This is a genomic window from Bacteroides salyersiae (assembly GCF_031172035.1).
In the GTDB taxonomy this organism is placed as follows: Bacteria; Bacteroidota; Bacteroidia; order Bacteroidales; family Bacteroidaceae; genus Bacteroides; species Bacteroides salyersiae.
This window is the reverse complement of the sequence record NZ_CP133452.1, coordinates 4814126-4840755: the sequence shown is the minus strand read 5'-3', so window position 1 is coordinate 4840755 and position 26630 is coordinate 4814126. Positions and strand designations below refer to the sequence as shown.

Annotated in this window: 21 protein-coding genes and 2 pseudogenes; 15 read left to right on the top strand and 8 right to left on the bottom strand. The window is 42.4% G+C overall.

The features are described from left to right. Window positions 1–38: 38 nt before the first annotated feature. The 5 genes from RB604_RS18530 (at window position 39) to RB604_RS18510 (ending at window position 4032) form a co-directional block, all read left to right on the top strand. Window positions 39–584: an RNA polymerase sigma factor gene (locus RB604_RS18530; RefSeq protein ID WP_005930319.1), complete on the top strand. Its 546-nt coding sequence runs from the start codon at window positions 39–41 to the stop codon at window positions 582–584. Further along, window positions 568–1620 carry a putative outer membrane beta-barrel protein gene (locus RB604_RS18525; RefSeq protein WP_055294169.1) on the top strand — a complete coding sequence of 351 codons (1053 nt, stop codon included), beginning with the start codon at window positions 568–570 and terminating at the stop codon, window positions 1618–1620. Before RB604_RS18530 ends, RB604_RS18525 begins: the two co-directional genes overlap by 17 nt. 19 nt (window positions 1621–1639) lie before the next feature. Next, on the top strand, window positions 1640–2161 hold the full coding sequence (locus tag RB604_RS18520) for a DUF4943 family protein (RefSeq protein WP_005930323.1): 522 nt from the start codon (window positions 1640–1642) through the stop codon (window positions 2159–2161). A 145-nt stretch (window positions 2162–2306) separates the two neighbouring features. Then, complete coding sequence (locus RB604_RS18515) at window positions 2307–2993, top strand: DUF4858 domain-containing protein (protein WP_055294168.1); 687 nt, start codon at window positions 2307–2309, stop codon at window positions 2991–2993. Window positions 2994–3087: 94 nt separating this feature from the next. Next, window positions 3088–4032 carry an NAD(P)H-dependent flavin oxidoreductase gene (locus RB604_RS18510; RefSeq protein ID WP_005930327.1) on the top strand — a complete coding sequence of 315 codons (945 nt, stop codon included), beginning with the start codon at window positions 3088–3090 and terminating at the stop codon, window positions 4030–4032. 127 nt (window positions 4033–4159) lie between these two features. On the opposite strand, the gene ald is transcribed toward RB604_RS18510, so the two are convergent. Continuing rightward, window positions 4160–5254 carry an alanine dehydrogenase gene (gene ald / locus RB604_RS18505; protein WP_055294166.1) on the bottom strand — a complete coding sequence of 365 codons (1095 nt, stop codon included), beginning with the start codon at window positions 5252–5254 and terminating at the stop codon, window positions 4160–4162. Window positions 5255–5479: 225 nt separating this feature from the next. On the opposite strand from ald, the gene RB604_RS18500 reads away from it, so the two are divergent. From RB604_RS18500 to RB604_RS18485, 4 genes are all read left to right on the top strand, one after another. Next, on the top strand, window positions 5480–7135 hold the full coding sequence (locus RB604_RS18500; RefSeq protein ID WP_055294339.1) for a M23 family metallopeptidase: 1656 nt from the start codon (window positions 5480–5482) through the stop codon (window positions 7133–7135). A 31-nt stretch (window positions 7136–7166) separates the two neighbouring features. Continuing rightward, on the top strand, window positions 7167–8804 hold the full coding sequence (locus RB604_RS18495; RefSeq protein ID WP_005930332.1) for a C69 family dipeptidase: 1638 nt from the start codon (window positions 7167–7169) through the stop codon (window positions 8802–8804). A 168-nt stretch (window positions 8805–8972) separates the two neighbouring features. Then, a complete protein-coding gene (locus RB604_RS18490; protein WP_055294164.1) occupies window positions 8973–10724 on the top strand; it encodes a phospho-sugar mutase in 1752 nt (583 codons plus the stop codon). Between the two features lie 179 nt (window positions 10725–10903). Further along, window positions 10904–11803 carry a histidine decarboxylase, pyruvoyl type gene (locus RB604_RS18485; protein ID WP_005930334.1) on the top strand — a complete coding sequence of 300 codons (900 nt, stop codon included), beginning with the start codon at window positions 10904–10906 and terminating at the stop codon, window positions 11801–11803. Window positions 11804–11939: 136 nt separating this feature from the next. On the opposite strand, the gene nudC is transcribed toward RB604_RS18485, so the two are convergent. The 7 genes from nudC to RB604_RS18450 all read right to left on the bottom strand — a co-directional run bounded on the left by nudC (window position 11940) and on the right by RB604_RS18450 (window position 19915). Further along, complete coding sequence (gene nudC, locus RB604_RS18480; protein ID WP_005930335.1) at window positions 11940–12722, bottom strand: NAD(+) diphosphatase; 783 nt, start codon at window positions 12720–12722, stop codon at window positions 11940–11942. Then, a complete protein-coding gene (locus tag RB604_RS18475) occupies window positions 12719–13573 on the bottom strand; it encodes a hypothetical protein (protein ID WP_224206275.1) in 855 nt (284 codons plus the stop codon). Before RB604_RS18475 ends, nudC begins: the two co-directional genes overlap by 4 nt. Before the next feature lie 55 nt (window positions 13574–13628). Then, window positions 13629–15224, bottom strand: coding sequence for a ribosomal protection-like ABC-F family protein (gene abc-f, locus RB604_RS18470; protein ID WP_005930338.1), 1596 nt, complete (start codon window positions 15222–15224; stop codon window positions 13629–13631). A 784-nt stretch (window positions 15225–16008) separates the two neighbouring features. Then, window positions 16009–16512, bottom strand: a complete 504-nt coding sequence (locus tag RB604_RS18465) for a GNAT family N-acetyltransferase (protein ID WP_005930340.1) — start codon at window positions 16510–16512, stop codon at window positions 16009–16011. A 188-nt stretch (window positions 16513–16700) separates the two neighbouring features. Next, entirely contained in the window at window positions 16701–18077 is a 1377-nt protein-coding gene (locus RB604_RS18460; protein ID WP_055294162.1) for an FAD-dependent oxidoreductase, read from the bottom strand. Window positions 18078–18590: 513 nt separating this feature from the next. Beyond that, window positions 18591–19433, bottom strand: coding sequence for a helix-turn-helix domain-containing protein (locus RB604_RS18455; RefSeq protein WP_025819079.1), 843 nt, complete (start codon window positions 19431–19433; stop codon window positions 18591–18593). After that, window positions 19433–19915 (bottom strand): cytidine deaminase, encoded by a 483-nt coding sequence (locus tag RB604_RS18450; protein ID WP_005930345.1) that lies wholly within the window; start codon window positions 19913–19915, stop codon window positions 19433–19435. Before RB604_RS18450 ends, RB604_RS18455 begins: the two co-directional genes overlap by 1 nt. A gap of 114 nt (window positions 19916–20029) precedes the next feature. Here RB604_RS18450 and RB604_RS18445 point away from each other — a divergent pair, with 114 nt between their 5' ends. From RB604_RS18445 to RB604_RS18420, 6 genes and pseudogenes are all read left to right on the top strand, one after another. Continuing rightward, the gene (locus RB604_RS18445; protein ID WP_005930347.1) at window positions 20030–20935 is read left to right on the top strand and encodes a glucosaminidase domain-containing protein; all 906 of its coding nucleotides are present in this window, start codon (window positions 20030–20032) and stop codon (window positions 20933–20935) included. Between the two features lie 191 nt (window positions 20936–21126). Next, the gene (locus RB604_RS18440; RefSeq protein WP_005930349.1) at window positions 21127–22374 is read left to right on the top strand and encodes an efflux RND transporter periplasmic adaptor subunit; all 1248 of its coding nucleotides are present in this window, start codon (window positions 21127–21129) and stop codon (window positions 22372–22374) included. Between the two features lie 276 nt (window positions 22375–22650). Then, window positions 22651–22994, top strand: a pseudogene (locus RB604_RS18435) (type II toxin-antitoxin system RelE/ParE family toxin). Next, on the top strand, window positions 22966–23088 hold the full coding sequence (locus RB604_RS21490; RefSeq protein ID WP_259327040.1) for a hypothetical protein: 123 nt from the start codon (window positions 22966–22968) through the stop codon (window positions 23086–23088). The pseudogene RB604_RS18435 and the gene RB604_RS21490 overlap by 29 nt, the downstream one beginning before the upstream one ends. Next, window positions 23089–23319, top strand: a pseudogene (locus tag RB604_RS18425) (helix-turn-helix transcriptional regulator); the annotation flags it as partial. A gap of 243 nt (window positions 23320–23562) precedes the next feature. After that, entirely contained in the window at window positions 23563–26622 is a 3060-nt protein-coding gene (locus tag RB604_RS18420; RefSeq protein WP_055294160.1) for a SusC/RagA family TonB-linked outer membrane protein, read from the top strand. The last annotated feature ends 8 nt before the right edge of the window (window positions 26623–26630 follow it).

Here is a 26630-nt window from a genome sequence, read left to right as displayed (position 1 = left end):
AAACGACGCAGAGAGGCGTCTGTAAAAAAGCACTGACATTGGAAAACGAGATAGAACTGATAAAGGGCTGCCGGGCAGGAAAGGATTCCGCCCGAAAGGAACTTTATACCCTCTATTCCAACAAGATGCTGGCGGTTTGTTATCGCTATACAGGCGATGTGGATGCGGCTTATGATGTATTGCATGATGGTTTTATTAAAATTTTTACTCATTTTTCGTTTCGTGGAGAGTCGTCGTTAGGCACATGGATAACAAGGGTGATGGTGACTCAGGCACTTGACTATCTCCGACGGCAAAAGCGTATCACTCAAGTGATAGTGCATGAGGAACAGATTCCGGATATACCGGATATAACAGAAAATGGGAGCGATATATCTGAAGAACAACTGATGGCTTTCGTTGCTGATTTGCCAGATGGTTGTCGAACCGTATTCAACCTTTATGTGTTTGAAGAGAAGTCGCATAAGGAAATAGCCGAAATTCTTCATATCAAAGAACATTCGTCTACTTCACAACTTCACAGAGCCAAATATTTGTTAGCAAAAAGAATTAAAGAATATAGAAACCATGAAGAGAGAAAATGATGAAATAACCGACTTGTTCCGTTCTCGTCTCGGTCATGCTGAAATGACGGTGAGGGAGGGCTTCTGGGAAGAACTGAACGAGGATGTGGCTGCTTGCTGCCAGCAACGGCGCCGGGTATTGTTCTTCCGGGTGGTTGCCGCCGCTTCCGTATTGCTCGTATTGGCAGCATCATCAGCGGCTTTTTGGTTTTTCTCACCCAAAGAGGAGATGGAGGAAGCATTTACACAGCTTGCTGTGTCGGGAGTGGGAACGTTGGATGGCGATAGGGCGAATCAATCATTTTCACCCTCCCGGACCGAACCTGTATTACACAAACCCACACCGGGTAAAATGGCTGTATTGTCCCATGCTGATGAAGAGGATGACGATTCGGTATCTGTGACATTATCCGTGTCATTCAGTTTTTCGGCTACGGCTACCAATAACGGCTATGTAAGAGATAGAAATGCGGGGGATAATATCTGGAAGACAAGTTCGGGAAACGATGATATAGCTCCGGTTGCGGTAGAAAAAGAACCGGATATGGCTTCTGTTGTATCTAAAGTGGAAAAGAAACGTACTTGGGCTGTAAAAACTACTGTCGGTACGGCGCTTCCGGCAGAAAAACGGAAATATAAGATGCCTGTTATGGCAGGAGTAACAATCGAAAAAAGATTGGGTGAATATTTGGGTATAGAGACCGGATTGGCGTATTCAAATCTCCGTGCCAATGGTCAGGGGCTTCACTATCTGGGTATTCCGGTTAAAATGAATGTGTATTTGGCCGATCTGAAGAAATTTGATTTATACGCTTCTATAGGGGCGGTTGCTGATAAGTGTATAGCCGGTGCACCCAGTAATAATTTCAAAAACGAACCGGTACAATTGGCTGTGACGGCCGGAGTGGGAGTAAATTATAAAGTAAATGACCGGATTGCGCTTTTTGCAGAGCCGGGAGTATCACATCATTTTGATACGGATTCGAGAATTGAAACGATACGTACCAAACGCCCCACTAATTTTAACCTTTTATGCGGACTTCGCATGACTTATTAACCATATAATAATGTGTGTTATGAAAAAAACATGGATGATGCTGTTTGCTGTTTTGATGGCGCTTATGCTTACGGGATGCGGTAAAGAGACCTTGGACTATAATAATCCGGATGTCGACCTTTTTGTGAAACAACTGAAATCCGGAACTTACAATACTAAAAATGAAAAAGGAATTGTTGAAGTTCCTCATTTTACGGAAGAGGATATTCCCGAATTACTTGCTTATGCGGAGGATTTGAGTGTGATACCTGCATTTCCTTCCGTGTACAATAGTAACAGTGGCAAGATACGTTTGGGCGAGTGTATTTTGTGGACTGTAGAAAGTATTCGTCTTGGAATTCCGGCTTCTATGGGATGTCATATGGTCGAAGTGAATGCTGAGAACTATGAAGCTATTTACTTCTTGTCCGATGAAGAAATTCTGGATGCGGCTGCCCGTTATCGTCGTTGGTGGGAAACCAGAAAGTATCCCCGGACGGCTTGGACGATTGATCCCTGTTATGATGAACCGCTTTGCGGAAGTGGTTATCGCTGGTGGTAGTCTAAACAACTGAACATGGCTAAACGTTTTATTATATTGCTGCTGATTTTGTCAGTGGCCGGGGAGTTGTATACTTAATGGACAAGGATGACGGAACATACATTAATGATGCTTTGATCCTATAAATGATAAATGAAATTTGAGAATGACGAAGTGCTTTATATTGTTTTTATTGATCTGTTTGTCTGTTCCTGTGGTTTATTCTCAGGAATGGACGAAGAAGGATTCGTTAAATCTCAGTCGTGTATTAAAAGAGGAGGGCGAGATAAAACTAAATCCGGAGGCTGTGAAACAGATTGATTTCGGTTCGGATATAATGGGAACTCCGTTGATGTCGACGGAGAAGAACTGGATGCTGCCGGACGAATCTCTTCCTTCTGCCTTACCCAATACCTTACCGTTGGAAAAAAGACAGATGCTTTCTCTGCATCCCTATAAGGCGAATACTCCTTACGACTGGGATCCGGTTTATCAGAAAAAGATACAAGTAGGTAAGGATACTTGGAGAGGAGACCCTTTTTATCGGATCAAGACATTCAGAGGGTATACCAATACATCGAAGGCGCCGTTGAGGGTTATGGTGATAACGCAGCCTTCCCTGACCGAGATTGAAGCTATTAAGTTGCAGTATAAGCCGTTATTCGGGCAGTCGAATGGCTCGATGGCAGGTGTGGCTATCGGCGGTTTTAATTTCATGTATGTTTTTACAAAGGATTTTTGGGATAAAAAGGGACGTGAACGCCGTGCCCGCACCTTAGAAGTGTTGAAAACCTACGGTGATTCGACTACCGTCCTTGTTCCGAAGCCTATATTACAATTCATTACCCATTGAACTATCTAAAAGGTGAATTTGTTAAATTAGTAAAATGGAAGGCTTCTCCATACAAAGATGGGGAGAGGAAAATAAATTTAAATAGATTCGATTTATGAATAGAATTTCTACTCTTTTGGGTATTCGTTATCCTATTATTCAAGGAGGTATGGTATGGTGTAGTGGTTGGCGTCTGGCGTCGGCAGTAAGTAATTCCGGAGGGTTGGGACTTATTGGTGCCGGGTCTATGCATCCCGAAGTTCTGCGTCAACATATTCGAAAATGTCGGGCTGCTACCGATTTGCCTTTCGGAGTGAATATTCCATTGATGTATCCGCAGATAGAAGAAGTGATGAATATCGTGGTCGAAGAAGGAGTGAAAATCGTCTTTACTTCTGCCGGTAATCCGAAGACATGGACCGGATGGTTGAAAGAACGTGGAATTACGGTGGTGCATGTTGTCTCTTCTTCTAAATTTGCAGTGAAGAGCGAAGAGGCCGGTGTGGATGCGATTGTGGCTGAAGGATTCGAAGCCGGAGGGCACAACGGACGTGAAGAAACCACTACGTTCTGTCTTGTTCCGGCTGTTCGCCGGGCTACTACTCTGCCCTTGATAGCTGCCGGTGGTATTGCAACCGGTGAAGGAATTCTGGCAGCCATGGTATTGGGAGCGGAAGGTGTACAGATCGGGACTCGCTTTGCGCTTACCTATGAGAGTTCAGCCAGTGATGTATTCAAAGAATATTGCTTACGGCTGAATGAAGGTGACACTAAATTATTATTGAAAAAATTGGCTCCTACCCGTTTAGTGACCAATAGTTTTCGGGATGCGGTAGAAGCAGCAGAAGATCGTGGGGCGTCTGCCGAAGAGTTGCGGGAGCTTTTGGGAAGAGGACGAGCCAAAAAAGGAATTTTTGAGGGTGATCTTGAAGAAGGAGAATTGGAAATAGGACAAGTAGCTTCTTTATTTCGGCAGCAGCAGTCTGTGGCGGAGGTCATGAAAGAATTGCTTGAAGAGTATGAGAGGAGAAAACAAACGCTGACTACCAATTTGTTTTAGACAGAAGCCTCTCCCCAGCCCTCTCCGCGGGAGAGGGGGTACAGATACCCTTGTCTATTAATTAGTTGCAAAACTAACTTAGCCCCCTCTCCCACGGAGAGGGCTGGGGAGAGGCTTCATGTCTCTATCATTTTTCACTAATTCCAAATACATCGGCTACAGCTTTGTATACCACTTTTCCTTCTACTATATTCAGCCCTTTTGCAAGTGCCGGATCGTCTTCGCAGGCTTTTTGCCAACCTTTATCGGCAAGAGCTGTCACATAAGGTAAAGTAGCGTTAGTCAGGGCGAGAGTCGATGTGTAAGGTACTGCTCCCGGGATGTTGGCGACAGCATAGTGTACGATTCCGTCTACAATATAAGTAGGATCACTATGGGTAGTCGGGTGCGATGTTTCGAAGCAACCTCCCTGGTCGATGGCTACATCTACCAATACAGTGCCCGGCTGCATCAGTTTCAGCATATCACGGGTGATCAGGTGAGGCGCTTTATCTCCCGGTATAAGGACAGATCCTATCACCAAGTCTACGGTCGGCAATTCCATTTTCAGGCGTAATTCCGAAGCGTAGAGAGTCTTTACATTGGGAGGCAGAGTTTCGCTTAAATAACGCAATCGTGCCAAATTTATGTCGGCGATAGTTACGTCCGCTCCCATGCCGGCAGCCATCTGTGCAGCATTACTTCCCACGATGCCACCGCCCAATATCAGCACTTTTGCCGGTTTTACTCCCGGTACGCCTCCTAATAATATCCCCTTCCCGCCTTGCGGGCGTTCCAAAAAACGAGCCCCTTCTTGGGTAGCCATTCTACCGGCGACTTCACTCATCGGTATTAACAAAGGTAATGAATGGTCGGCTTTTTCTACAGTTTCGTATGCCAGGCAGACCGATCCGTTTTCGATCATTGCCAGTGTCAGTTCTTTATCGGAAGCAAAATGAAAATAGGTGAATAATAATTGTCCTTTTCGGATAAGCTTGTACTCCGGGGCTATCGGCTCTTTCACTTTTACAATCATTTCGGCAATGGCATATACTTCTTCCATGGTAGGTAGAATCTGCGCTCCCACGGCTGTATAGGCTGCATCGGGAAAACCACTGTTGATGCCTGCGGTATGCTGTATGTAAACAGTATGCCCGCGTTTTACAATTTCGGCAACTCCGGATGGAGTCATACCCACACGGTTTTCGTTGTTTTTGATTTCCTTTGGTACTCCGATAATCATAACGTTACTGTATTAAGGGTTAAACATGTACGAATGTACGAAAAATGCTTGTGTACCAATGCATAATAGGAGATGTTTAACAGCATATTGTCAGAAATAGTATCCGCATTAGTTGGATGGAAAGGTAAAATTATCCCTTTCACTGAGGGATGATTTGTTACTCCTTTATTTTAATATTTATCCGGAATGACGTACATTTGTCCTCTTAAAGAAATAATGTACCGCATGAAACTATATATCACAATCTTATTGTTCATTTATTGCATGCCGTCTTTTTCGCAGGAGAAGCAGCGACAGGCATCTTTTGTCCCTCCATTCGATTTTCCTCTGACATTGAGTGGAAATTTTGGAGAGATACGGGCCAATCATTTTCATGGTGGACTTGATTTTAAGACCGGTGGTGTTATCGGAAAGCCGGTTCGCGCATTGGCCGACGGGTATATTTCTCGTATTCGCGTCACACACGGTTCGGGCTATGTACTCGATGTGGTTTACAACAATGGATATTCTACAATCAACCGGCATCTCAGCGGGTTTGTAGGGGCGATTGCAAAGCGGGTGGAAGATCTTCAGTACGAAAAGGAAAATTATGAAGTGGAAATAATTCCCGAACCGGGTGAGTATCCGGTAAAAGCCGGTCAGCAGATTGCCTGGAGTGGGAATACCGGTTATTCTTTTGGTCCGCATTTACATTTGGATGTATTCGAGACCTCTTCTGGTGATTATATTGATCCGATGCCGTTTTTTTTGAAGCATATCAAGGATACTACTGCGCCTAAGGCAGAAGGTATAATGCTGTTTCCTCAACCGGGTAGGGGAGTAGTGGAAGGAATACAGAAGAACCAGACTTTTCCTTTGAATAATAATGGCCGCCCTATCGAAGCATGGGGCGTAATCGGAGCCGGTATCAAAGCGTATGATTATATGGACGGTGTACACAACCGTTATGGTGTGCATACGGTAGTCTTGACCGTAGATGGGCAGGAAGTATTCCGTAGCACGGTAGATCGCTTTTCGCAGGAAGAGAACCGGATGATAAATTCCTGGACTTGCGGGCAATATATGAAGTCTTTTATCGATCCGGGGAATACTCTTCGTATGTTGGAGGCTGCCAATGATAACCGGGGATTGGTTACTATCGATGAGGAAAGAGATTACCGGTTTCTCTACACATTGACAGATGCGTTTGGCAATACCTCCCATACTCGTTTCACTGTACGTGGAAAGAAACAGCCGATTGAACGTTTACAACATCGTGAAAAGTATTTTTTTGCTTGGAATTGTACCAACTTTTTGCAGGAACCGGGTCTGACTCTGATTGTGCCTAAAGGAATGCTTTATGATGATGTGGCCTTGAATTATCAGATGAAAGCGGATAGCGGCGCTGTGGCTTTTACATATCAGTTGAGTGATGAATCTGTTCCGTTGCATGGCAGTTGCGAGTTACGTATCGGGCTGCGTCGTATGCCGTTGGCGGATACAACAAAATATTATGTGGCGCGTGTCACTCCCAAAGGACTTTACGGAGCTGGCGGTACTTACGAAGACGGATTCATGAAAACGACTGTTCGTGAGTTGGCTACTTATACGGTAGCCATTGATACGGTTCCTCCTGTGATCACTCCGGTCAACCCAAAGAATTGGGGGCGTACAGGGAAGATAGTCTATACCATTAAGGATAAAGCAACCGGCATCCATTCTTATCGTGGAACTATTGATGGGAAATATGCGTTATTTGGAAGACCTAATTTAACCCGTTCCCAGTATATATGTGAACTTGATCCGAAACGCGTGGAAAAAGGAGGGAAGCATGTAGTGGAAATGGTTGCAGTAGATGGTTGTGGCAATGAAACCGTAGTACGTGACACCTTCGTGTGGTAAGGAATACAATCATATTTAAGTATATAGAACAATGAACAAGAAACTGATTCTTTGTGCTGCCTTTCTTGTGGCGGCAGTGGCGGATACTTTCGCCTGTACCAATCTCATTGTCGGAAAGAATGCTTCTGCCGACGGTTCGACCATCGTTTCCTATTCTGCCGATTCATATGGGCTGTTTGGAGAGTTATATCATTATCCGGCCGCTACTTATAAGAAAGGAACCATGCTGGATGTATATGAGTGGGATACCGGAAAATATCTTGGAAAAATAGAACAGGCTCGCCAGACTTACAACGTCATAGGTAATATGAACGAGTATCAGGTAACCATTGGGGAAACTACTTTTGGGGGGCGTCCGGAATTAGCAGATTCTACCGGGATTATCGATTATGGCAGCCTTATATATATCGGTTTGCAACGTTCGCGTACAGCTCGTGAGGCCATTCGGATTATGACTGACCTTGTACAGGAATATGGCTATTATAGCGAAGGAGAGTCTTTTACCATTGCCGATCCCAATGAAATATGGATTATGGAGATGATCGGTAAAGGTCCCGGTATACGTGGTGCCGTATGGGTGGCTGTACGCGTGCCCGATGATTGTATCTCTGCTCATGCCAACCAGGCGCGTATCCAGCAGTTTGATATGAACGATAAGGAGAATTGTCTTTATTCTCCGGACGTGATTTCTTTTGCCCGCGAAAAGGGATATTTTAATGGGGTGAATAAGGACTTCAGCTTTGCCCAAGCTTATGCTCCACTTGATTTCGGTGCCCGCCGTTATTGTGAAGCCCGTGTCTGGAGTTATTTCAATATGTTTACCGATCAGGGAGAGGCATACCTTCCTTATATACAGGGAGAAACAGACGAACCGATGCCGTTGTTCGTGAAGCCTAACCGTAAGATTTCCGTACAGGATGTACAGAATGCCATGCGTGACCACTATGAAGGAACTCCCCTCGATATCAGCAATGATTTTGGTGCCGGCCCTTATAAGATCCCATATCGTCTTTCGCCGCTTTCTTTTAAAGTGGGTGATCAGGAATATTTCAATGAGCGCCCTATTTCCACTCAGCAAACCGGTTTTGTTTTTGTTGCGCAAATGCGTGCCAGTATGCCCGATCCGGTGGGTGGTGTACTTTGGTTTGGTACGGACGATGCCAATATGACGGTATTCACCCCGGTATACTGCTGTACGGATAAAGTGCCTGTATGCTATTCCCGTGTAGGTGGAGCCGATTATATCACTTTCTCTTGGGATTCTTCTTTCTGGATTTTCAATTGGGTATCCAATATGGTATATCCGCGTTACGATTTGATGATCGGTGATATCCGTGCTGCACAGCAGGAACTTGAAAGTACTTTCCACGAGGCACAGGCCGGTATTGAAAATATGGCTACGCGCATTTATCAAAAGGATCCGGCCGGAGCCAAGGCTTTTCTCACCAATTATACTAATATGACTGCTCAAAGTACTTTCGATACTTGGAAGCGGTTGGGAGAGTTTATCATAGTGAAATACGCTGACGGTGTGATTCGCAAGATGAAAGATGGTAAGTTCGAACGTAACTCTATCGGTCAGCCTGCCGGTGTGGTTCGTCCGGGTTATCCGAAAGAATTTCTTGAAGAATATGTAAAACAAACAGGCGAACGTTACAAAGTGAAATAATTATTTAATATATGGATATTCTGTGCTGAAAACCGCATGTCGATTGATGTATCGGCCATTATCACATTAACACAATATTCATTTATTTATTAGGAATTCTTATTTAATTCTTTTACATTTGTGACTTATAGAGATTAATGAATCATTAACCAATAAATAACAATCTAAATGGAAAATCAGGAACTCATCAAGCAGGTGACTGAGAAAGCTGAAAAATGGCTTACCCCGGCATATGATGCCGAAACTCAGGCTGAAGTGAAACGTATGTTGGCAAATGAAGATAAAACCGAGTTGATAGAAGCTTTCTATAAAGATTTGGAATTCGGTACAGGCGGTCTGCGCGGTATCATGGGTGTAGGTACCAATCGCATGAATATCTATACGGTAGGGGCTGCCACTCAAGGGCTTTCCAACTATTTGAATGCTAATTTTAAAGATATTCCGCAGATTTCCGTAGTGGTAGGATACGACTGCCGCAACAACAGTGATCTTTTTGCAAAAATTTCCGCAGATATTTTTGCTGCTAACGGTATCAAAGTATATCTGTTCGAAGATATGCGCCCGACTCCTGAAATGTCGTTTGCTATCCGTCACCTCGGTTGTCAAAGCGGTATTATTCTGACAGCTTCTCATAATCCGAAAGAATATAACGGTTACAAGGCTTATTGGGATGATGGTGCACAGGTATTGGCACCGCATGATAAAGGAATTATCGATGAAGTGAATAAGATAACTTCTGCTGCCGACATTAAATTCCGGGGTAATTCTGCTGCCGGTTTGATTCAGATTGTCGGCGAAGACATTGATAAACCTTATCTGGAAAAGGTTAAAACCATTTCTATCGATCCGGAAGCTATCGCTCACCAGAAAGATATGAAGATTGTTTATACTCCGATTCACGGTACGGGTATGATGCTTATTCCGCGTGCATTGAAGATGTGGGGTTTTGAGAATGTCCATACGGTTCTCGAACAGATGATTAAGGATGGTAACTTCCCGACAGTTGTTTCTCCGAATCCCGAAAATGCCGAGGCATTGACTATGGCTGTCAATCTGGCTAAGGAAATCGATGCCGACCTGGTAATGGCGAGTGATCCTGATGCCGACCGTGTGGGTATTGCCTGTAAGGATGATAAGGGCGAATGGGTACTTATCAATGGTAACCAGACTTGCTTGATGTATCTTTATTATATCATTACCCAGTATAAGAAATTGGGCAAGATGACAGGGAAGGAATTTGTAGTGAAAACAATTGTTACTACCGAACTTATCAAGAAAATAGCTGAGAAGAACGGCATTGAAATGCTCGATTGCTATACCGGTTTTAAATGGATTGCACGCGAGATTCGTTTGCGTGAAGGTAAGCAGGTTTACATCGGCGGTGGTGAAGAAAGCTATGGTTTCCTTGCCGAAGATTTTGTACGTGATAAAGATGCCGTATCTGCTTGTTGCTTGATTTCCGAAATTGCTGCATGGGCGAAAGACAATGGCAAAACATTGTATCAATTGCTGCTGGATATCTATGTGGAATATGGTTTCTCTAAAGAAAAAGGTATTAGCGTAGTAAAACCCGGTAAGAGCGGTGCGGAAGAAATCAAGCAGATGATGGTTGATTTCCGTAATAATCCTCCGCGCGAACTGGCAGGTTCTAAAGTAATCCTTTGGAAAGACTTCCAGACTTTGAAACAGATTGACGAAGACGGTCGTGTAACCAAAATCGATATGCCGGATAAGTCGAACGTACTTCAATATTTCACTCAGGATGGCGGCAAGGTTTCTATCCGTCCTTCGGGAACAGAGCCTAAGATTAAGTTCTATATCGAAGTGAAAGGAGAGATGGGCTGTCGTAATTGTTTTGCCGGTGCTGATGCAAGTGCCGATGAAAAGATCAAGGCTGTGATGAAATCACTCGGTATCTGAGTACTTCCCTTGCGGGCAGATACTCCAGATAATGGAAAATGATAGATAAAAAGGGGCTATTACCGGATTATGCGGTGATAGCCTCTCTTTTTTGTATTCTTTTTGTTTCTTTAGTCTATCGGGCTTAATCATTCTGTGTTAAACGTTGTTCTATGTGCAACATCTAAACCAATTAATATATGAAAGATCTGATAGCCGGCATCAAATACGATGCCTCGAAAGTGATTAGTCGGGCCATTGGGCCGAGTAAAGAATTTTGCATGGGATATATGAATCCGGGTATGCCGGATGGCGGAGGGTATATATCGACTATGAAACTTTCCGTTGGAACGGTCGATATCAAAGGACTTGATGTCGTGACCGAAAGTATTCTTGCCTATGACCGTTGCGGAAGGAGCGATGCTTATTTCGGACAGGTTAATATGCTGAATACCTCTTCTGCATTTTGCGGACTGAATGGGGCGATATGGGGATTGGATCTTGCCGTACACGAAGATATTGTTTCTGGAAAGGCAGTTCCTATGTACATGCAACCGCAAGTTTCCGGAAAAGAGATCCCCGTGTATAATGTTCGTCCTCTGCTGGATGCTACCGAACGTCTTTTTGGAAAGGAGAAACAACAGCGTTTTCCACCTATGCCGGGAGCACATATTGTTTGTGCCGGACAGGATGTCAGTGCGCGCGGACCATTGTGGGTGTGGGCCTGTATCGGAGTGGCTGTTCCTAAGAACAGGGATGTGGCTGCCTGCTTGTTTGTAGAAGATGCCGATACTTATGGCAATGATTCTACCACAGAGAGTGAAATGATCGGTTATCTTGAGGGCACGCTCCGTAAAGTGACCAATAGCATTGCGCTTTACGGGAAAGATCAGGAAGTGGAATACGAATGTATTTATGCCGGATATAAATATGTATTTGTTGAGTCCGATCAGGTTGGTTGTGCATTGGTGACTGTTCCTGCCGTTTATTTGGCGCAGAATGTTTTGCCCGAGGGTATGGATGCGTTTTCCTTGCACGGACTGCCGCTTGTTGAATGGGAGAAGAAATTGGATTTGAAAGAACTCACTTTCATGGAATAGCTCACGGGGTTTGTTTAAAAAGCAGGTCACGAAGATACATGGGTTTATTGATACTTTTGGAGGATGAATGCTGTTTTCATTCCATTCATAAGTTGTTCGTTTGTAGTTTATATGTACTTCGTGGCCTGTGTTTTTGTCATTTTCCGTTTTCTATCCACCAGTCTATCATTTTTCTTGCCAGACTTAGTTTTCTTGGCAATTCGGGTAAGTTGTCCCGGGTATAAAAGGCTCCGGAACTCAGTTCCTCATCCTGCAACGTGAGTTCTCCACCTGCATAGTCAGCGATAAATCCTACCATCAGTCCACTGGGATATGGCCAAGGCTGATTGGCAAAATAAGTGATATTCTTTACGTCCAGTCCGGTTTCTTCTTTCACCTCGCGCGCAACGCATTCTTCCAAAGTTTCTCCGGTTTCCAGAAAACCGGCCACAAGGCTGTTGAATGTACCTTTGAAATTGCGTGCATGTACCAGCAATAATTTATCTTCTTTACGGATCAGAACTAATATTGCCGTAGAAATAGAGGGATACATCTCGTTTCCGCATTTGGGGCATTTTTTCATGATAGGTGCTTTTTGCTCCATTGCTGTGCCGCATGCGGGGCAGAAACGACTATTGCGATCCCAGTGTAGTATTTCGGCTGCTTTTCCGGCAGTCTGATATTGCTTCAGTGGAATGAAATCGTAAGATGCACGTAGTCCGGTCATCATATACTTATCCGATTCTTCTACCGGATAATCAATGGCAATCGCTTTACAGGGATGCCCATCCAACATACATATTTCATGTATGTTGGTCTCCGGAGAGATATGGATCGGAGGTTGCCCGGCACAGGGGATTGAAAATCCGTTATCTGTTTTTTTAAGTAATAACTGGTCTTTATAGAAAATGATCCACCAGGTAGTTGTTAGTTTACTCATCTTTTTAATAACTTTTTTAATTCTTCTTCATTGAACCATTGTTGTTGTGACGGACGTCCCGTACCTCGGACGGCAGAAGTCTCTTGTGTTGCAGGGATTCCCACTTGACGGGTATGTACAATTTGGCAGGAGATATCCATCGTGTCCAACGGATCTCTCCTGCGAGGTTTGAAACTTGAATATTCTTTTGGAAATTCAACGCCTAATTCATCCAATAAAACTTTTAGTTGACGGCGCGGTCCTTTCGCTTTCGGGTTATCTTTCATTTGATACATCAGCTTGCGATGTTGGTCAAACGGCTCCTGGTATTCCCGCAGCATTTCCCGGTTGACGAAAGTAATGTAAGTGACCGTACCGTTTCCTGCGTATTCTATGATACTCAGCCCTTGGTTGTGTGCCAGATATTTTGTATGCCTGTGCGTACACATTGCCGTGTCGTGTATCAGTTTGGAATAAAAGAAAAGTATAAAATCGTGTTCGTCCTTGAAAGGAATGCCTTTGGGAGTCATATACCGGCTTTTGATACGTTTCATGTAATGCGGTGTCACCCGGCTGCATCTGAAACGGTCGATGAGATAGATACCTTTTTCACCATATTCGTTGGTATAGAAGGTATAGAAAGCTTCGATAAACATTTTATTGTTTAAAACGACGAGCATAATGTTCCATTCGATTCCGGTATGCGGAGAGGTGACACGTACGTGACTCTCCACCGGAAACGTCAGTGAACATCTCAATCGGGTACCGCTTCTCGCCATTAATTCCCGGTATTCTTCGGACAAGAAAGTCCATTCTTTACTTAGTTCTGCTTCTATCTGTATAGGTAGGAGGTTGTTGCTGTATTCTTTCATGAAAAAATCATTATGTTCGCTTGCGGCGTTATCTCTTAGAAGAGGATGATAAATTTCAGACAAAGGTATGAAAATTTTCAATACCTATTTCATTCACGAAATATTTGTCGTGAGAAACCACAACTACCGTGCCTGTATAATTTTTGATTGTCGCCGTGATGATTTCGATGCTTTGAATATCCAGATTATTCGTAGGCTCATCCAGAATGAACATGTCCGGAGTATTGTCACTGATCATCAGACAGCAAAAAGCAAGTCTCATCTTTTCACCGCCACTTAATTTCCGGCAAGATTTGTCCCATACGGTTGCCGGAAACAGGTAGCGGTTGAGTATGGTTTTTATTTCATGTTCAGGTAGATTACGACTATTAAAGGTTTCCGCCTGTTCGAGGACACTCTTGTCATTTTTAATAATGGAATATTCCTGATTGAGGTAAACGTATTTGAAGTCTATACGGGAAAGGCTCCCTTGTGTGGGGACAATCTCTCCGGTAATGAGTTTCAATAAAGTTGTTTTTCCCGATCCATTTACTCCTTTGATACAGAGACGGTCACCGCTTTTTAGCTGAAAACTCAAGGATTCTTTCCATAATGCGTCATTATTGTTATAACTGAAATTGATATCCTTGGCCGTAATCAATATCTTACCGGTATGTAGCGAAGAAGCATTGAAATCAGTTTTTAGCGCTGCCGTACCGGTAAGGGTATTTCTGAGTCGGTTCATTTCATTTGTCAGTTGCTCTGATTTTTCGGCATGTATGTTATTTAGTTTGGTTGTACTTTTTTCTGCTTTATCTTTTAGGGTATTCATTGCTATGCGAGGAATCCTTTTTTTTATATTCGCTTTTTCTCCACGTACGTTTTGTTTATTTTTTCGTTCTGCCATTTCTCTGGCTGTTTTCTTAGCCAGACGTAATTCTTTCTCTTTTTCTTCGAGTTGCTGCTGTAAAGCATTCATCATGATACCTTTCTGTTCTTTGTAGAATTCATAATTTCCTCCATATACGTTTATGCCGCTCCGGGTAAGTTCGCAGGTAGTATTCAGTAAGTTGAGCAGTGTCCGGTCGTGGCTGACGATAATCAAAGTAGAAGAGGTCCTTTTCACAAATTCATAGAGTTGTTTTCTGCCTTCTGTATCCAGGTGGTTGGTCGGTTCATCCAACAGGATGACAGAAGGGGCATGTATTTCCATACCTGCCAGAAACACCCGTGTTTTTTCTCCGCCGCTCAGTTCGCACATCGATTGTGACGTTGATTTATCATGTATTCCCCAAGAAACTAATGCAGTTTGTACCCGCTCTTCAATATTCCAGTCATCATTCAGAATATGAAAGTTTTCTACGGAAGCATCACCGTTCAGGATAGCATGTAGTGCTCTAATTTTCGTATCTATCTGCAATGCTTCTGCAATAGTCTGATTATCGTACTGTCCGAAGTGTTGAGGGATGTAATATAAATCATCCGGACGAATGATTGTACCCGATGAAGGGGGAAGCCATCCCGCAATAATCTGTAAGAGAGTTGATTTCCCTGATCCGTTATTACCGATTAATGCTACTTTTTGTCCTTTATTTACAGATAGATCGAGGTCTTTGAATAGAATATCTTTATCTGCGTGTATGTATGTGATTTTTTGAATGGATATACTCATGCTGATTATGGTTTTGAAAGTTTAAAGACTGGGATTGGTCATCACGAAAAAGTAGGGAGGAGAGAGATAAACACAATAGTGGCCAAACATACACGTTTGTGATGCTCAGTGTCGATAGAAAAATAGCATGTAAAAAGTGATGTTTACCGAAATGTGTTGTCTTACTTGGATATTCTCATCGGAGTAGTTTAATTAATTCCGGGGGCAAAGGTAAGATAAAAAATGAAACTCCCAACACTATATTAGTATCAATATTTAATTTCCTACTAATTTCACGGACAATTTTAAGGTCGACTCATATTAAATATAGTCGCTAAGGCGTGAAAGACTCATTCTGATTAGTTTGGAAAAAGATTTTTGATTGAAATCCATTTCAAACATGTGGAGCTTAAGAACATCTACCCTTGGAGGATAGGAAAACTTTTAAAACAGATCGATGGTTTATATAGTGAGAAAATCGCACGTCTGATTTTAACATTGTTAATCCTGTTTTCGGCATATGGTTTCTTCCGTTGCAAAACATTAATTTCTTTACCTGTAAAGAAGCGTATTCTTACCAACAAGAATACGTATTTAACACAGTATTAAAAGCGTATTCTTACAGGCTAAGAATATCAGTTTAATTGTTTATTAAATAAGTGATTAATTCTTTGATATACAGTGGTTAACGCCATTTGTATTTGTCTCCCGGTATGGAATATCCCCTATTGGTTCGAAAAATGACTCTTTCCTGTACTTGTCAAATTAGCAACTTCAGTTGTGTCAAATTGCTTTTTATCATTACTTATAAAAGTTTCTCATATGCCATGCGGCTTCCTCTTTGATATAATATTTCACCACAATAACTGAATCCTAACTTTTCTAACATTCTGTGCATATAGAAATTATCAAAATTGGTATCTACTTTGAAACTATGAATGCCTTGACTGCGGCTTAGCTCTTCTACTTTCTGCATAAATAGAGAGGCGATTCCTTTTTGTTTCATTTCATTGGCAACGGCCAGCCGATGAACAACTACATAAGGTTGTTCGCTTAACCAGCTACCGTCAATGGAATTATAGGCAGGTTCCCCGTCAAAGACTACTGCGGCATAAGCTATGATATCGGCTTCACTGCACAATACATAGGCATAACCGTTACGAATGTCATTAGCTATATTTTCCGGTAAAGGATATGTTTCGTCCCATTGCTGTTTGTTTTGCCGAAGCATTTGTGCTTTGGCTTGCAAGATGATTTCCCATATTCTGGCAGCATCTTCGGTGGTTGCTTTTCGAAATGTCAGTTGCATATTGTTTTATAAATAACGTCTTACTGTGATAATTCTTTGAAATGAAAAAGTCTTGTTGCAAAAATAGAAAAAAGAAAGGAATCTTACCCTATAATAGTAAAAATAGCACCTGCACTTGCCGATAATTTAAGCAGGCAGGCACAGGTGTTGTTTGAGGAATTTAAAAAAAAAGTTTTTAAGTTTCCTGTTTAATCGAATGTGAATAATTGATTCAGGACTTCGCTCATACTCGGATGCGTGAAAATAAAATCACGCAGGAAGCTGTAATGTTGTCCGGACTTCATGGCTACATTGACGATATTGATCATTTCCGATGCATCTGCACAGAATAAAGTACATCCCATGATTTTTCCGGTGTGCGCATCGACGATTGCCTTCAGCATGCCATCTACCTTTTGTAATGTGCGGGCACGCGCTACGGCTGTTGCCGGTAAACGGGATACTTTGAATGAATAACCTTTTTTTATGGCTTCCTCTTCCGTGAGACCGACGTGTGCCAAAGGAGGATCTATGAATACAGAGTAAGCAAGCGGGTTGCGATCTTCCGTTGTCCGTTCTTTGTCACCGAATAGCTTGTTACGAATAATCCGGTAATCGTCCAAAGAGACATAAGTAAATTGCGGACCTCCTTTCACATCTCCCATCGCCCATATATGCGGAGTGGTAGTATGCAGATGTACATCTGTGATGATTGCACCTTGTGAATCGACTTGTACGCCTGCTGCTTGAAGATTTAATCCGTCGATCATCGGTTTACGTCCTGTTGCCAATAGGATGGCATCTCCATCTATAAAATAAGGAGTACCGTCCGAAGCGTCCGTATAGGCCAGCGTAACGCCGTCGGCCGTATCATGAATTGATTGTGCGCGGGCATTCAAACGGATTTCGATACCTTTTCTTTCCAGAACCTCCCGTACACTGTTGGCAATATCCCGGTCTTCACGCGGCATGAAGAATCTGCCCCCTTCCAGGATGGTTACTTTACTTCCGAATTCGGCATACATAGATGCGAATTCAAGTCCGATATATCCACCGCCTACAATAATGAGGTGTTGGGGAAGTAGTTCCATATCCAGTAAGGTTGAACTGGTATACACCCGCTTGCTATCACGGATACCGTCGATGGCGGGGATAATACTCGTAGAACCGGTATTGATGAAAATTTCTTTTCCTTGCAATTCTATTTCTTCATCGGGGAGTGTTACTTTTACTGTGTCAGGACATATAAAGGAAGCAGTTCCGGTATAGATCGTTACGTTCGGACGGTTGGCCAGGTCATCGAAATTCTTGTCACGCAGGAATGAGGTTAATTTGTCTTTACGGGCAATGGCTAATTTATAAAAGTTACTTTGCTTTTTGTAATCCCCCTGATACATAATTCCGGATATTTCTGCTTCATGTATCAAAGCCTTGGTTGGTATACAAGCTACATTTATACACGTACCGCCATACATTTTGTCAGAGCGTTCTATCAGGGCTATTTTCCAGCCACGATTGGCCAGTTCGGCAGCTAATGTCTTTCCACCTTTGCCGAAACCTATAATAATTGCATCATATTGTTTCATAATTCTTGTCTTTTTAAGAGGTTATTATTTAGAACATAACATTTGGAAGATGACATTTGTTTCGATTGTTGAATGAGAACGGTGAGTGTGATTGAAGCCAGTTCGATGAATAAAAGGTATTTTTAACCATAATAAATTAAATTCATTAAATAACTGTGTATCAATAAGAATTGTTTGTGTAAGCATTTAAGATGTGAAGTAACGGTGAAACGCAGATGTGAAATGATAATTGTATGGTTAAAATGATATACAACGTTTGTGGATTGTAATATATTGGTTTATAGCACGTTATATAAAGACATTTTTTCTCGTAAAGGAGTTGGTTGAAACTCGTAGAGAAACCACTCGTTCCTCGTAGAGAAACGAAACGTTTCTTTACGAGAAAACGATGGGGATTTTATAAAAAGTTACAATATGTGTGGGTTCGATGTAAAAGAAAAGCCTTTTATTGTATGATTTGTTGAATATCTATAAATTGTTTCCGGCTTCTTTATCTGTGTAATTTCTATTCTACTATTTTTCTTGTTTTTCAGCTTCATTACGGAATTGAACGGTACTTTGTCCGGTCATATTCTTAAAAAAGCGACTGAATGAAGACTGATCTTCAAAACCTAACAGATCGGCTATTTCTTTGGAACTCTTTGTGCTGTACAATAAGAGACGTTTAGCCTCAGCCTCTATCCGTTCATGAATGATACGGAGTGGGGAGGGGAGTTTGCAAGTTGAAAAAATATTCGATAGTGTTTTCGGGGATTTATGTAGCATATCCGCGTAATCCTGCACTTGTTTCTTTTCCCGATAATGGGTATCTACCAAAATAAAGAACTGGCGGATAATTTCGAAACTATACTCTTTTTCCTGAGTAATATTCAATCGATGGCGTGCAATGCGTGTACTTTGAATAATGAAACGCTTCAATTGTATACGAAGCATTTCCTCCTGCAAATTGTCTGTGACGGAAAACTCTTTACAGAGGGTGTCGGCAATGTCATTCAGGGTTTTCTGTTCCGCTTCGTTCAATGTGAAACGTATCACATGCGAAGAACCGTTGAATAAGAATCCACTACAGGATACTTCGTGGTCATTGCCATAAATACAGTAAAAGTTGCTGTTGAACAACAAAGTCAGATAGTCTCCGTCAATAGATTTAAATTCCAGATGCTGCAAGTTGGAAAGGGAGATTATCTCATTTTTTGCAAGCATTATTTCCTGGTGGTCTATTTCCAGCGTTATACTTCCGCTTCTTACCCAGATAAATTTGTAAAGGCTCTTTTCTTTTTGCAGAGTTTTGTCTGCGTGATAAGAATCGGTAAGAACAAGCTTACCTTTTAATTTGGTATTGAATTGTTGAGTCATCATACTTTCATTGCTGAGGCGTCAAATGAAAGAGGCAACAGTACGCCGATACTTTTTACCTCATAAATGGCTTTTTTCCCATAGAGAAGAATGCGAATGGGCCGTTGGTAACGTTTTTCAGTTTCCAGTATCACCTGTCGGCACGCCCCGCATGGTGGGATCGGGAGATCGATAAAATCTTTTTCCGTTCGGGCGGCAATGGCAAGCGTAGTTACCGGCTGATCCGGATATTGTGAGTTGGCATAGAACAAAGTAGTACGTTCGGCGCACAACCCCGATGGATAAGCGGCGTTTTCCTGATTGGTTCCGGTCACTACAGTGCCATTGGCAAGAAGGGCGGCGGCACCTACGGAAAACTTGGAATAAGGAGCATAGCTACGGCCGGTTGCTTCCATGGCAGCCGTCATCAGAGCCTGATCCGTTTTAGTAAGTTCATCAAACTCATATACTTTGATAGTACTGGTAATCGTCAGGTCTTTCATCTTTATCAAGGGTTTTTGTTCTACAATTAATGTTACAAAGTTAGGAAAGAGATTGATAATCCCAATTATTTTTATGATTTTTGTGGCATTTAACTCACATTATCTATTTATAAAATGGACAAAAGACTTCTCAGACTTATTGTAGTGACTATTGTGCTTGTTTGCTCTGTGGGTGCACAGGCTCAACGCCGGAACTCACGTTATGTGACTTATATCGATAAATACAAGGATCTTGCCATAGAGCAGATGAAAGAACACAAAATTCCTGCCAGCATCACGTTGGCACAAGGGTTGCTCGAGAGCGGTGCGGGAATGAGTGAGTTGGCACGTAAGAGTAACAATCATTTTGGTATCAAGTGTGGGGGAAGTTGGAAAGGCCGTACGGTGCGACACGACGATGATGCCCGTCAGGAATGTTTTCGCGCTTACAAAAATCCGAGGGATTCTTATGAAGATCATTCTACGTTTCTTACCCGGGGGGCTCGTTATGCCTTTCTTTTTAAACTCGACATAACCGATTATAAAGGGTGGGCACGCGGATTGAAGAAAGCCGGTTATGCCACAGATCCTTCCTATGCTAATCGTTTGATTACGATTATCGAAGATTATGATTTGTATAAATATGATGCTCAGGGAGTCTACTCAAAACGGAAATTAAGAAAGCACCCGTGGTTGCTGAATCCGCATCCGGTATACATCGCCAATGATATTGCTTATGTGGTTGCCCGTAGCGGCGATACTTTTAAAGAACTGGGTGATGAGTTCGGGATCAGTTGGAAGAAACTGGTAAAATACAATGATCTGCAGCGCGATTATACACTGACACAGGGGGATATTATCTATTTGAAGGCGAAAAAGAAAAAGGCTCCGAAGCAGTATAATGTATATATAGTGAAGGATGGAGACTCGATGCATACCATTTCGCAGAAATACGGTATTCGTTTGAAGAATCTTTATAAAATGAACCGGAAAGACGGTGATTATATTCCGGAAGTTGGTGACCGTTTAAGGTTGAGATAGTCGGTTATTTATGCCTTATGATTCTCTAAATTCGTACAGGGTGTTCGAAAACGAACACCCTGTCTTTTTCTTTTTTATCTTGTTTTCAGATGATTATGAATTTGGCACGGATTTGGTATCCCTGATAGCGAATGATGACTGATGATTTATAAGCCATTATTCATAAATCATAATTCCTAAATAAATATAAGATGGACAGAGAAATTCCCAAAGAGATACGCAAGAAAGAGCGTAATAAAAAGATTATCCGTTTTTCAGCTATTGCTGTCACGATTGTTGTGGTTATCAGTATTCTGATTTCCCTGATGCGTACGGGAGTGAAGAAAAAAGACATTATACTCTCTGCCGTTGATCAAGGAACGATTGAAGTCAGTGTCAGTGCATCGGGGAAGGTGGCACCTGCTTTCGAAGAGATTATCACGTCTCCCATCAATAGCCGTATTGTTGAAGTCTATCGTCGTGGTGGTGACAGTGTGGATGTGGGAACACCGATTTTGAAGCTCGATTTGCAAAGTACGGAAACGGAGTATAAAAAACTGCTCGATGAAGAAGAGATGAGACGTTATAAATTGGAGCAGCTTCGTGTCAATAACCAGACGAAACTTTCTGATATGGCTATGCAGATTAAAGTGTCTGCCATGAAGTTGAACCGGATGAAGGTAGAGCTTCGCAACGAACATTATCTGGATAGCCTGGGTGCCGGTACTACCGATAAAGTACGTCAGGCTGAACTGAGTTATAATGTAGCCCAACTCGAATATGAACAGCTCAAACAACAGTATGATAATGAAAAGGAAGTTGCTGCCGCCGAGCTGAAAGTGCAGGAACTCGATTTCAACATTTTCCGGAAGAATCTTGCCGAGATGAAACGTACATTGGATGATGCGCAGATTCGTTCACCGCGTAAGGCCATTCTCACTTATATTAATAATCAAGTGGGTGCTCAGGTTCCTCAAGGTGGTCAGGTAGCTATTATTTCCGATTTAAGTCATTTCAAGGTAGAGGGTGAAATAGCGGATACTTATGGTGACCGTGTGGCTGCCGGTGGAAAAGCGATCGTGAAAATCGGTACGGAAAAGCTGGAAGGAGTGGTCAGCAGTGTGACTCCCTTGTCTAAAAACGGGGTAATCTCTTTCTCTGTACAATTGATGGATGACAATAACCGCCGTTTGCGTTCGGGACTGAAGACGGATGTATATGTGATGAATGCTGTGAAAGAAGACGTGATGCGTATTGCCAATGCCTCTTACTATGTGGGACGTGGTGAATATGATTTGTTCGTAATGACATCGGATGATGAAATTGTGAAACGTAAAGTGCAGTTGGGTGATTCGAATTTTGAATTTGTAGAGGTGGTGAGCGGATTGCAGCCGGGCGATCGGGTGGTAGTGAGCGATATGAGCCAGTATAAGAATAAAACGAAACTGAAGCTAAAATAGAGGATATTTCTTGACAAAATGAAAGTGCCTTTTATATGGAGTGGGGATAATAAATAAGAGATCAAAAGAATTTGAATAATTATAAAGCTCCCTTCAAATCGGAAATAAAGGACATTAAAACGCTTCTTTATCAAAAAAATATGAGGATATAATTTTGATGTAAAAAAATAGGATATTTGGCGGTAGTTCCAATGGAGTTACCGCTATTTTTGTGTATAGCTCTAAAATATTTATTAAAAAGTTACTCAATTGATAAACTTCTTCTGTCTTTGCTGTATGAACAGAAAGATAATAGCATACAAAAACTACTATAAAGATTTTTTTTTGATATTCTGGATAAAGATATGCAAGAAAAAGTCCTATATGGATTACTCTTATTAAAAACTCAAGATAGACTACCGGCAAAGTACGTGAAGTTTTTCAAAGATGGTTTATATGAGTTAAGAATAGAGTGGTAAGATAATATCCATCGGATTTTTTTCTGTTATGATGAGGAACATATTGTTGTATTGTTCAATGGTTTTCAAAAAGAGGCGCAGAAAACACCAGATAGAGAAATTGATAAAGCATTAAAACTAAAGAAAGAATATAATGAGCGAAAAAGAACTAAAGATGTCTGATATCGATGTACAGTTGGATACTGTGTTTGGCAAAGAAGGGACTCCGGAGCGTAAGGCTGCCGAAGATAGGGCGAATGCTTTCTCTACCGGATAGATAATTGAAGAGGCAAGGAAGAAAGCAAACATGACACAGGCAGAACTTGCCGAAAAGATAGGAACTAATAAATCTTATATTTCTCGTGTGGAAACGGGAAAGACAGAACCTGAGGTTTCTACCTTTTATCGTATTGCTTCCACTTTGGGATTGAATGTTGAGTTGACTCCTGCCATGTGGTTTCTGTTACGTAACAGGTTTGATTTTTTATTTTCTTATAATAACGATTAGAGACATAATATTTTATTAAGGATGTAACAGTTGAACTGTATTTTTTCTAATGGACTGTGGAATTATTCCACAAATATGTGGACTGAATCTACAGCCCTTTTTTCATTTCTTAGTTTTCCTTGAATAATTAATGTTTTTATTTACTGACGTTTAGAATTAATTTGTTTCTTCAACGCCTTTAAGGTACAATTATTGAGGTATACAAGCGCAAATAGGTGTTTGTAGATTTAAAATAATTAACCAATGAGAAACTTTAAAGTAGTATTGTTTGTACTGAGTTGCCTGTGTGGTATACATGTTCAGGCACAACAATTGGAAATAAAAGGTGTGGTGACATCATCAGACGACAAACAGCCACTTATCGGGGCTACCGTTTCTGTAAAAGGAGCACCGAGTCGGGGAGTAGTGACGGATATGGATGGTCGCTATACCTTACATGTGGAGCCATCGGATAAAATTCTGGTTGTATCCTATGTCGGTATGAAAACGATAGAGGTAAGAGTGCCGAAAAGTGGAGTATTGAATGTGGAGTTACGTCCCGAATCACTGAGTTTGGACGAGGTGGTGGTAACAGGATATGGTAATTTCTCAAAGTCGTCTTTTACCGGTTCGGCCAATACTTTACGGGCCGATATGCTGAAAAACGTGCCGGTACTTTCTGTTGAACAGAAATTGCAGGGAATGACAACGGGAGTGAACATCACTTCCAGTTCCGGCCAGCCGGGCGCCAATCAGAGTATTCGTATCCGTGGTATGGGGTCGTTCAATGCATCTAACGAACCTCTGTTCGTCATTGATGGCGTACCGGTCACTTCCGGTAATATGGGTGCCGGTACGGGTGCTGATGCTGCTTATATGAATAATGCCAAAACCAATGTGATGAGCACGCTTAATCCTGCTGATATTGAAAATATCACAGTGATAAAAGATGCCGCCGCCGCTTCTCTTTATGGATCGCGTGCTGCGAATGGAGTGATCCTGATTACTACAAAGAAAGGAGCGGCAGGACGTACTAAAGTTACTTTGAGTGCCAGTGGAGGTTTCTCTAATGCCGCCGTCAACTTCCGTCCTACATTGAATGGGGAACAGCGTCGTGAGATGATTTACGAAGGTTTGTATAATTCTGCTGTAGATCAGGGATTAGAATCTCCCGAAGAGTATGCCAACGCCAACATCGATACGTATGCAGGAATACCGGAATTAGGATATACTGATTGGCGGAAAGAATTGATTCGTACCGCCCATAATCAGAATTACGAAGTTTCTGCTTCGGGAGGAAATGAACGTACTACTTTCTACGCTTCTCTTGGTTTCAACCGACAGGAAGGATTAGTGGAGAATTCCAGCCTGGATCGCTATTCCGCCCGTCTGAACATGACGCAGAAGATAGGTAGCCGGGCCGAAGTAGGAGGGAATATGATGTTCACCCAGATGAATCAGGAGATGAATGAAGAGCGCGGTTCCAACATCAATCCGTTTCTTTGTGTAGCGGTATCTGCCACGCCTTCCATGCCGGTACGCGATGCTTCTGGCAATTATGTAGGCTCTTATGCCGGCACCAATGTGAATCCGCTTCGCGACATCCGTACTGATTATAACCGAAGCCGTATAACACGTATGTTCTCTACCGGATACGCTTCTGTAGATATCATCAAAGGATTGAAGTTGAAAGAGACCCTGAGCTATGATTATGCCGTACAGAAAGATTCCCGTTACCTGAATCCTCTTAGTGGGGCAGGACCGAAGAGCGGAAGTGATGCCCAGACTTCGAAGGGGTTTACCGAATATGGTAAGCTATTGTCGTCTACTTCATTAAACTATACCCGTACATTTGCCGCCAAACATCATCTTGATGTACTGGCTGCTTATGAACTGGAAAGCTATCAGAGCGATAAAGCGATGGGAGAGAAGTCCAAACTACCCTCAGATGTATTGCTCGAACCGGATAATGCTGCCGTATTGAAAAGTTTTGTTTCTTCTACGCAGGCATACAGAATGATTTCTTACCTCTCCCGCTTGAATTATGATTATGATGACCGTTACTACATTGCCGGCAGTTACCGTCGCGATGGTAGTTCACGTCTGGCACCGGAAAGCCGTTGGGGAGATTTCTGGTCTGTCTCCGGTATGTGGCATCTGAGCAATGAGTCTTTTATGAACGCTGTGAAACCGGTATTGAATGATGTGAAAATCCGGGCTTCCTATGGTGTCAATGGTAATCAGCCGGGAGCTTTTTACGGATATATGGGATTGTACAGTTACGGACAGAATTATATGGGAGCCGCAGGCTCGTATGAATCTGCACAAGCCAATCCCGGTTTGAAGTGGGAAAAGAATTACAATCTCAATATCGGTCTTGATCTGGCTTTTATCAATCGTATTTTTGTGAGCCTCGAATACTATAACCGCGATACCAAAGACCTGCTTTACAATCGTCCTATCAGTGCTACCACCGGTTTCCTGAATTATCTGGCAAATATCGGTCAGCTCAACAACAAAGGAGTGGAATTCGAGTTACGTACCATCAACTTTGCCAGTCCGGACTTTAACTGGACATCGGTCTTGAACCTGACGCACAACCGTAATAAGATCGTGACGTTGGATGGAGATATGACACAGTCTATCGAGGGTTCCTGGTTTATCCATAAGATCGGTCTTCCTTATAATAGTTTCTATGTGAAAGAGTTTGCCGGAGTAGATCCGATGACCGGAAAAGCCCTTTATTATCTGAATACGCAAGATGAACAGGGTAATTATAATAAAGAAAAGACCGATGATGCTTCCAAGGCGCAAGCCATCCCGTATAAATCTGCCGATCCGAAGATTTCGGGAGGATTCACCAATATCATCTCTTACAAATGGTTTGATCTGGGACTTACCTTTACCTATTCATTGGGCGGTTATTCTTTCGATAAAACAGGTACACTGATAGAGACTGACGGCAGTCAAGAGAAGTCATACAATTTGCCCGTATATGCTTTAGACCGTTGGCAGAAACCGGGAGATATAACTGATGTGCCCCGTTTCGTGTTGGAGCAAAGCGCCGGTCCGCAAAACTCGTCCCGCTATATTCACAGTACTGACCATATCCGGCTTAAGAATCTGACAATCGGTTTCACGTTGCCGGGACAATGGACGCGGAAAGCTCTGATAGAAAATGCACGTGTCTACTTCTCCGGCAGTAACCTGCTGACGTGGGCCAAGTGGAAGCAGTATGATCCTGAAGTACCGGTTAACGGTGAGGTATTCTGTGAAGCTCCCGCTATGCGTACTTTTAATTTTGGTGTTGAGATAACTTTCTGATTTTTTCA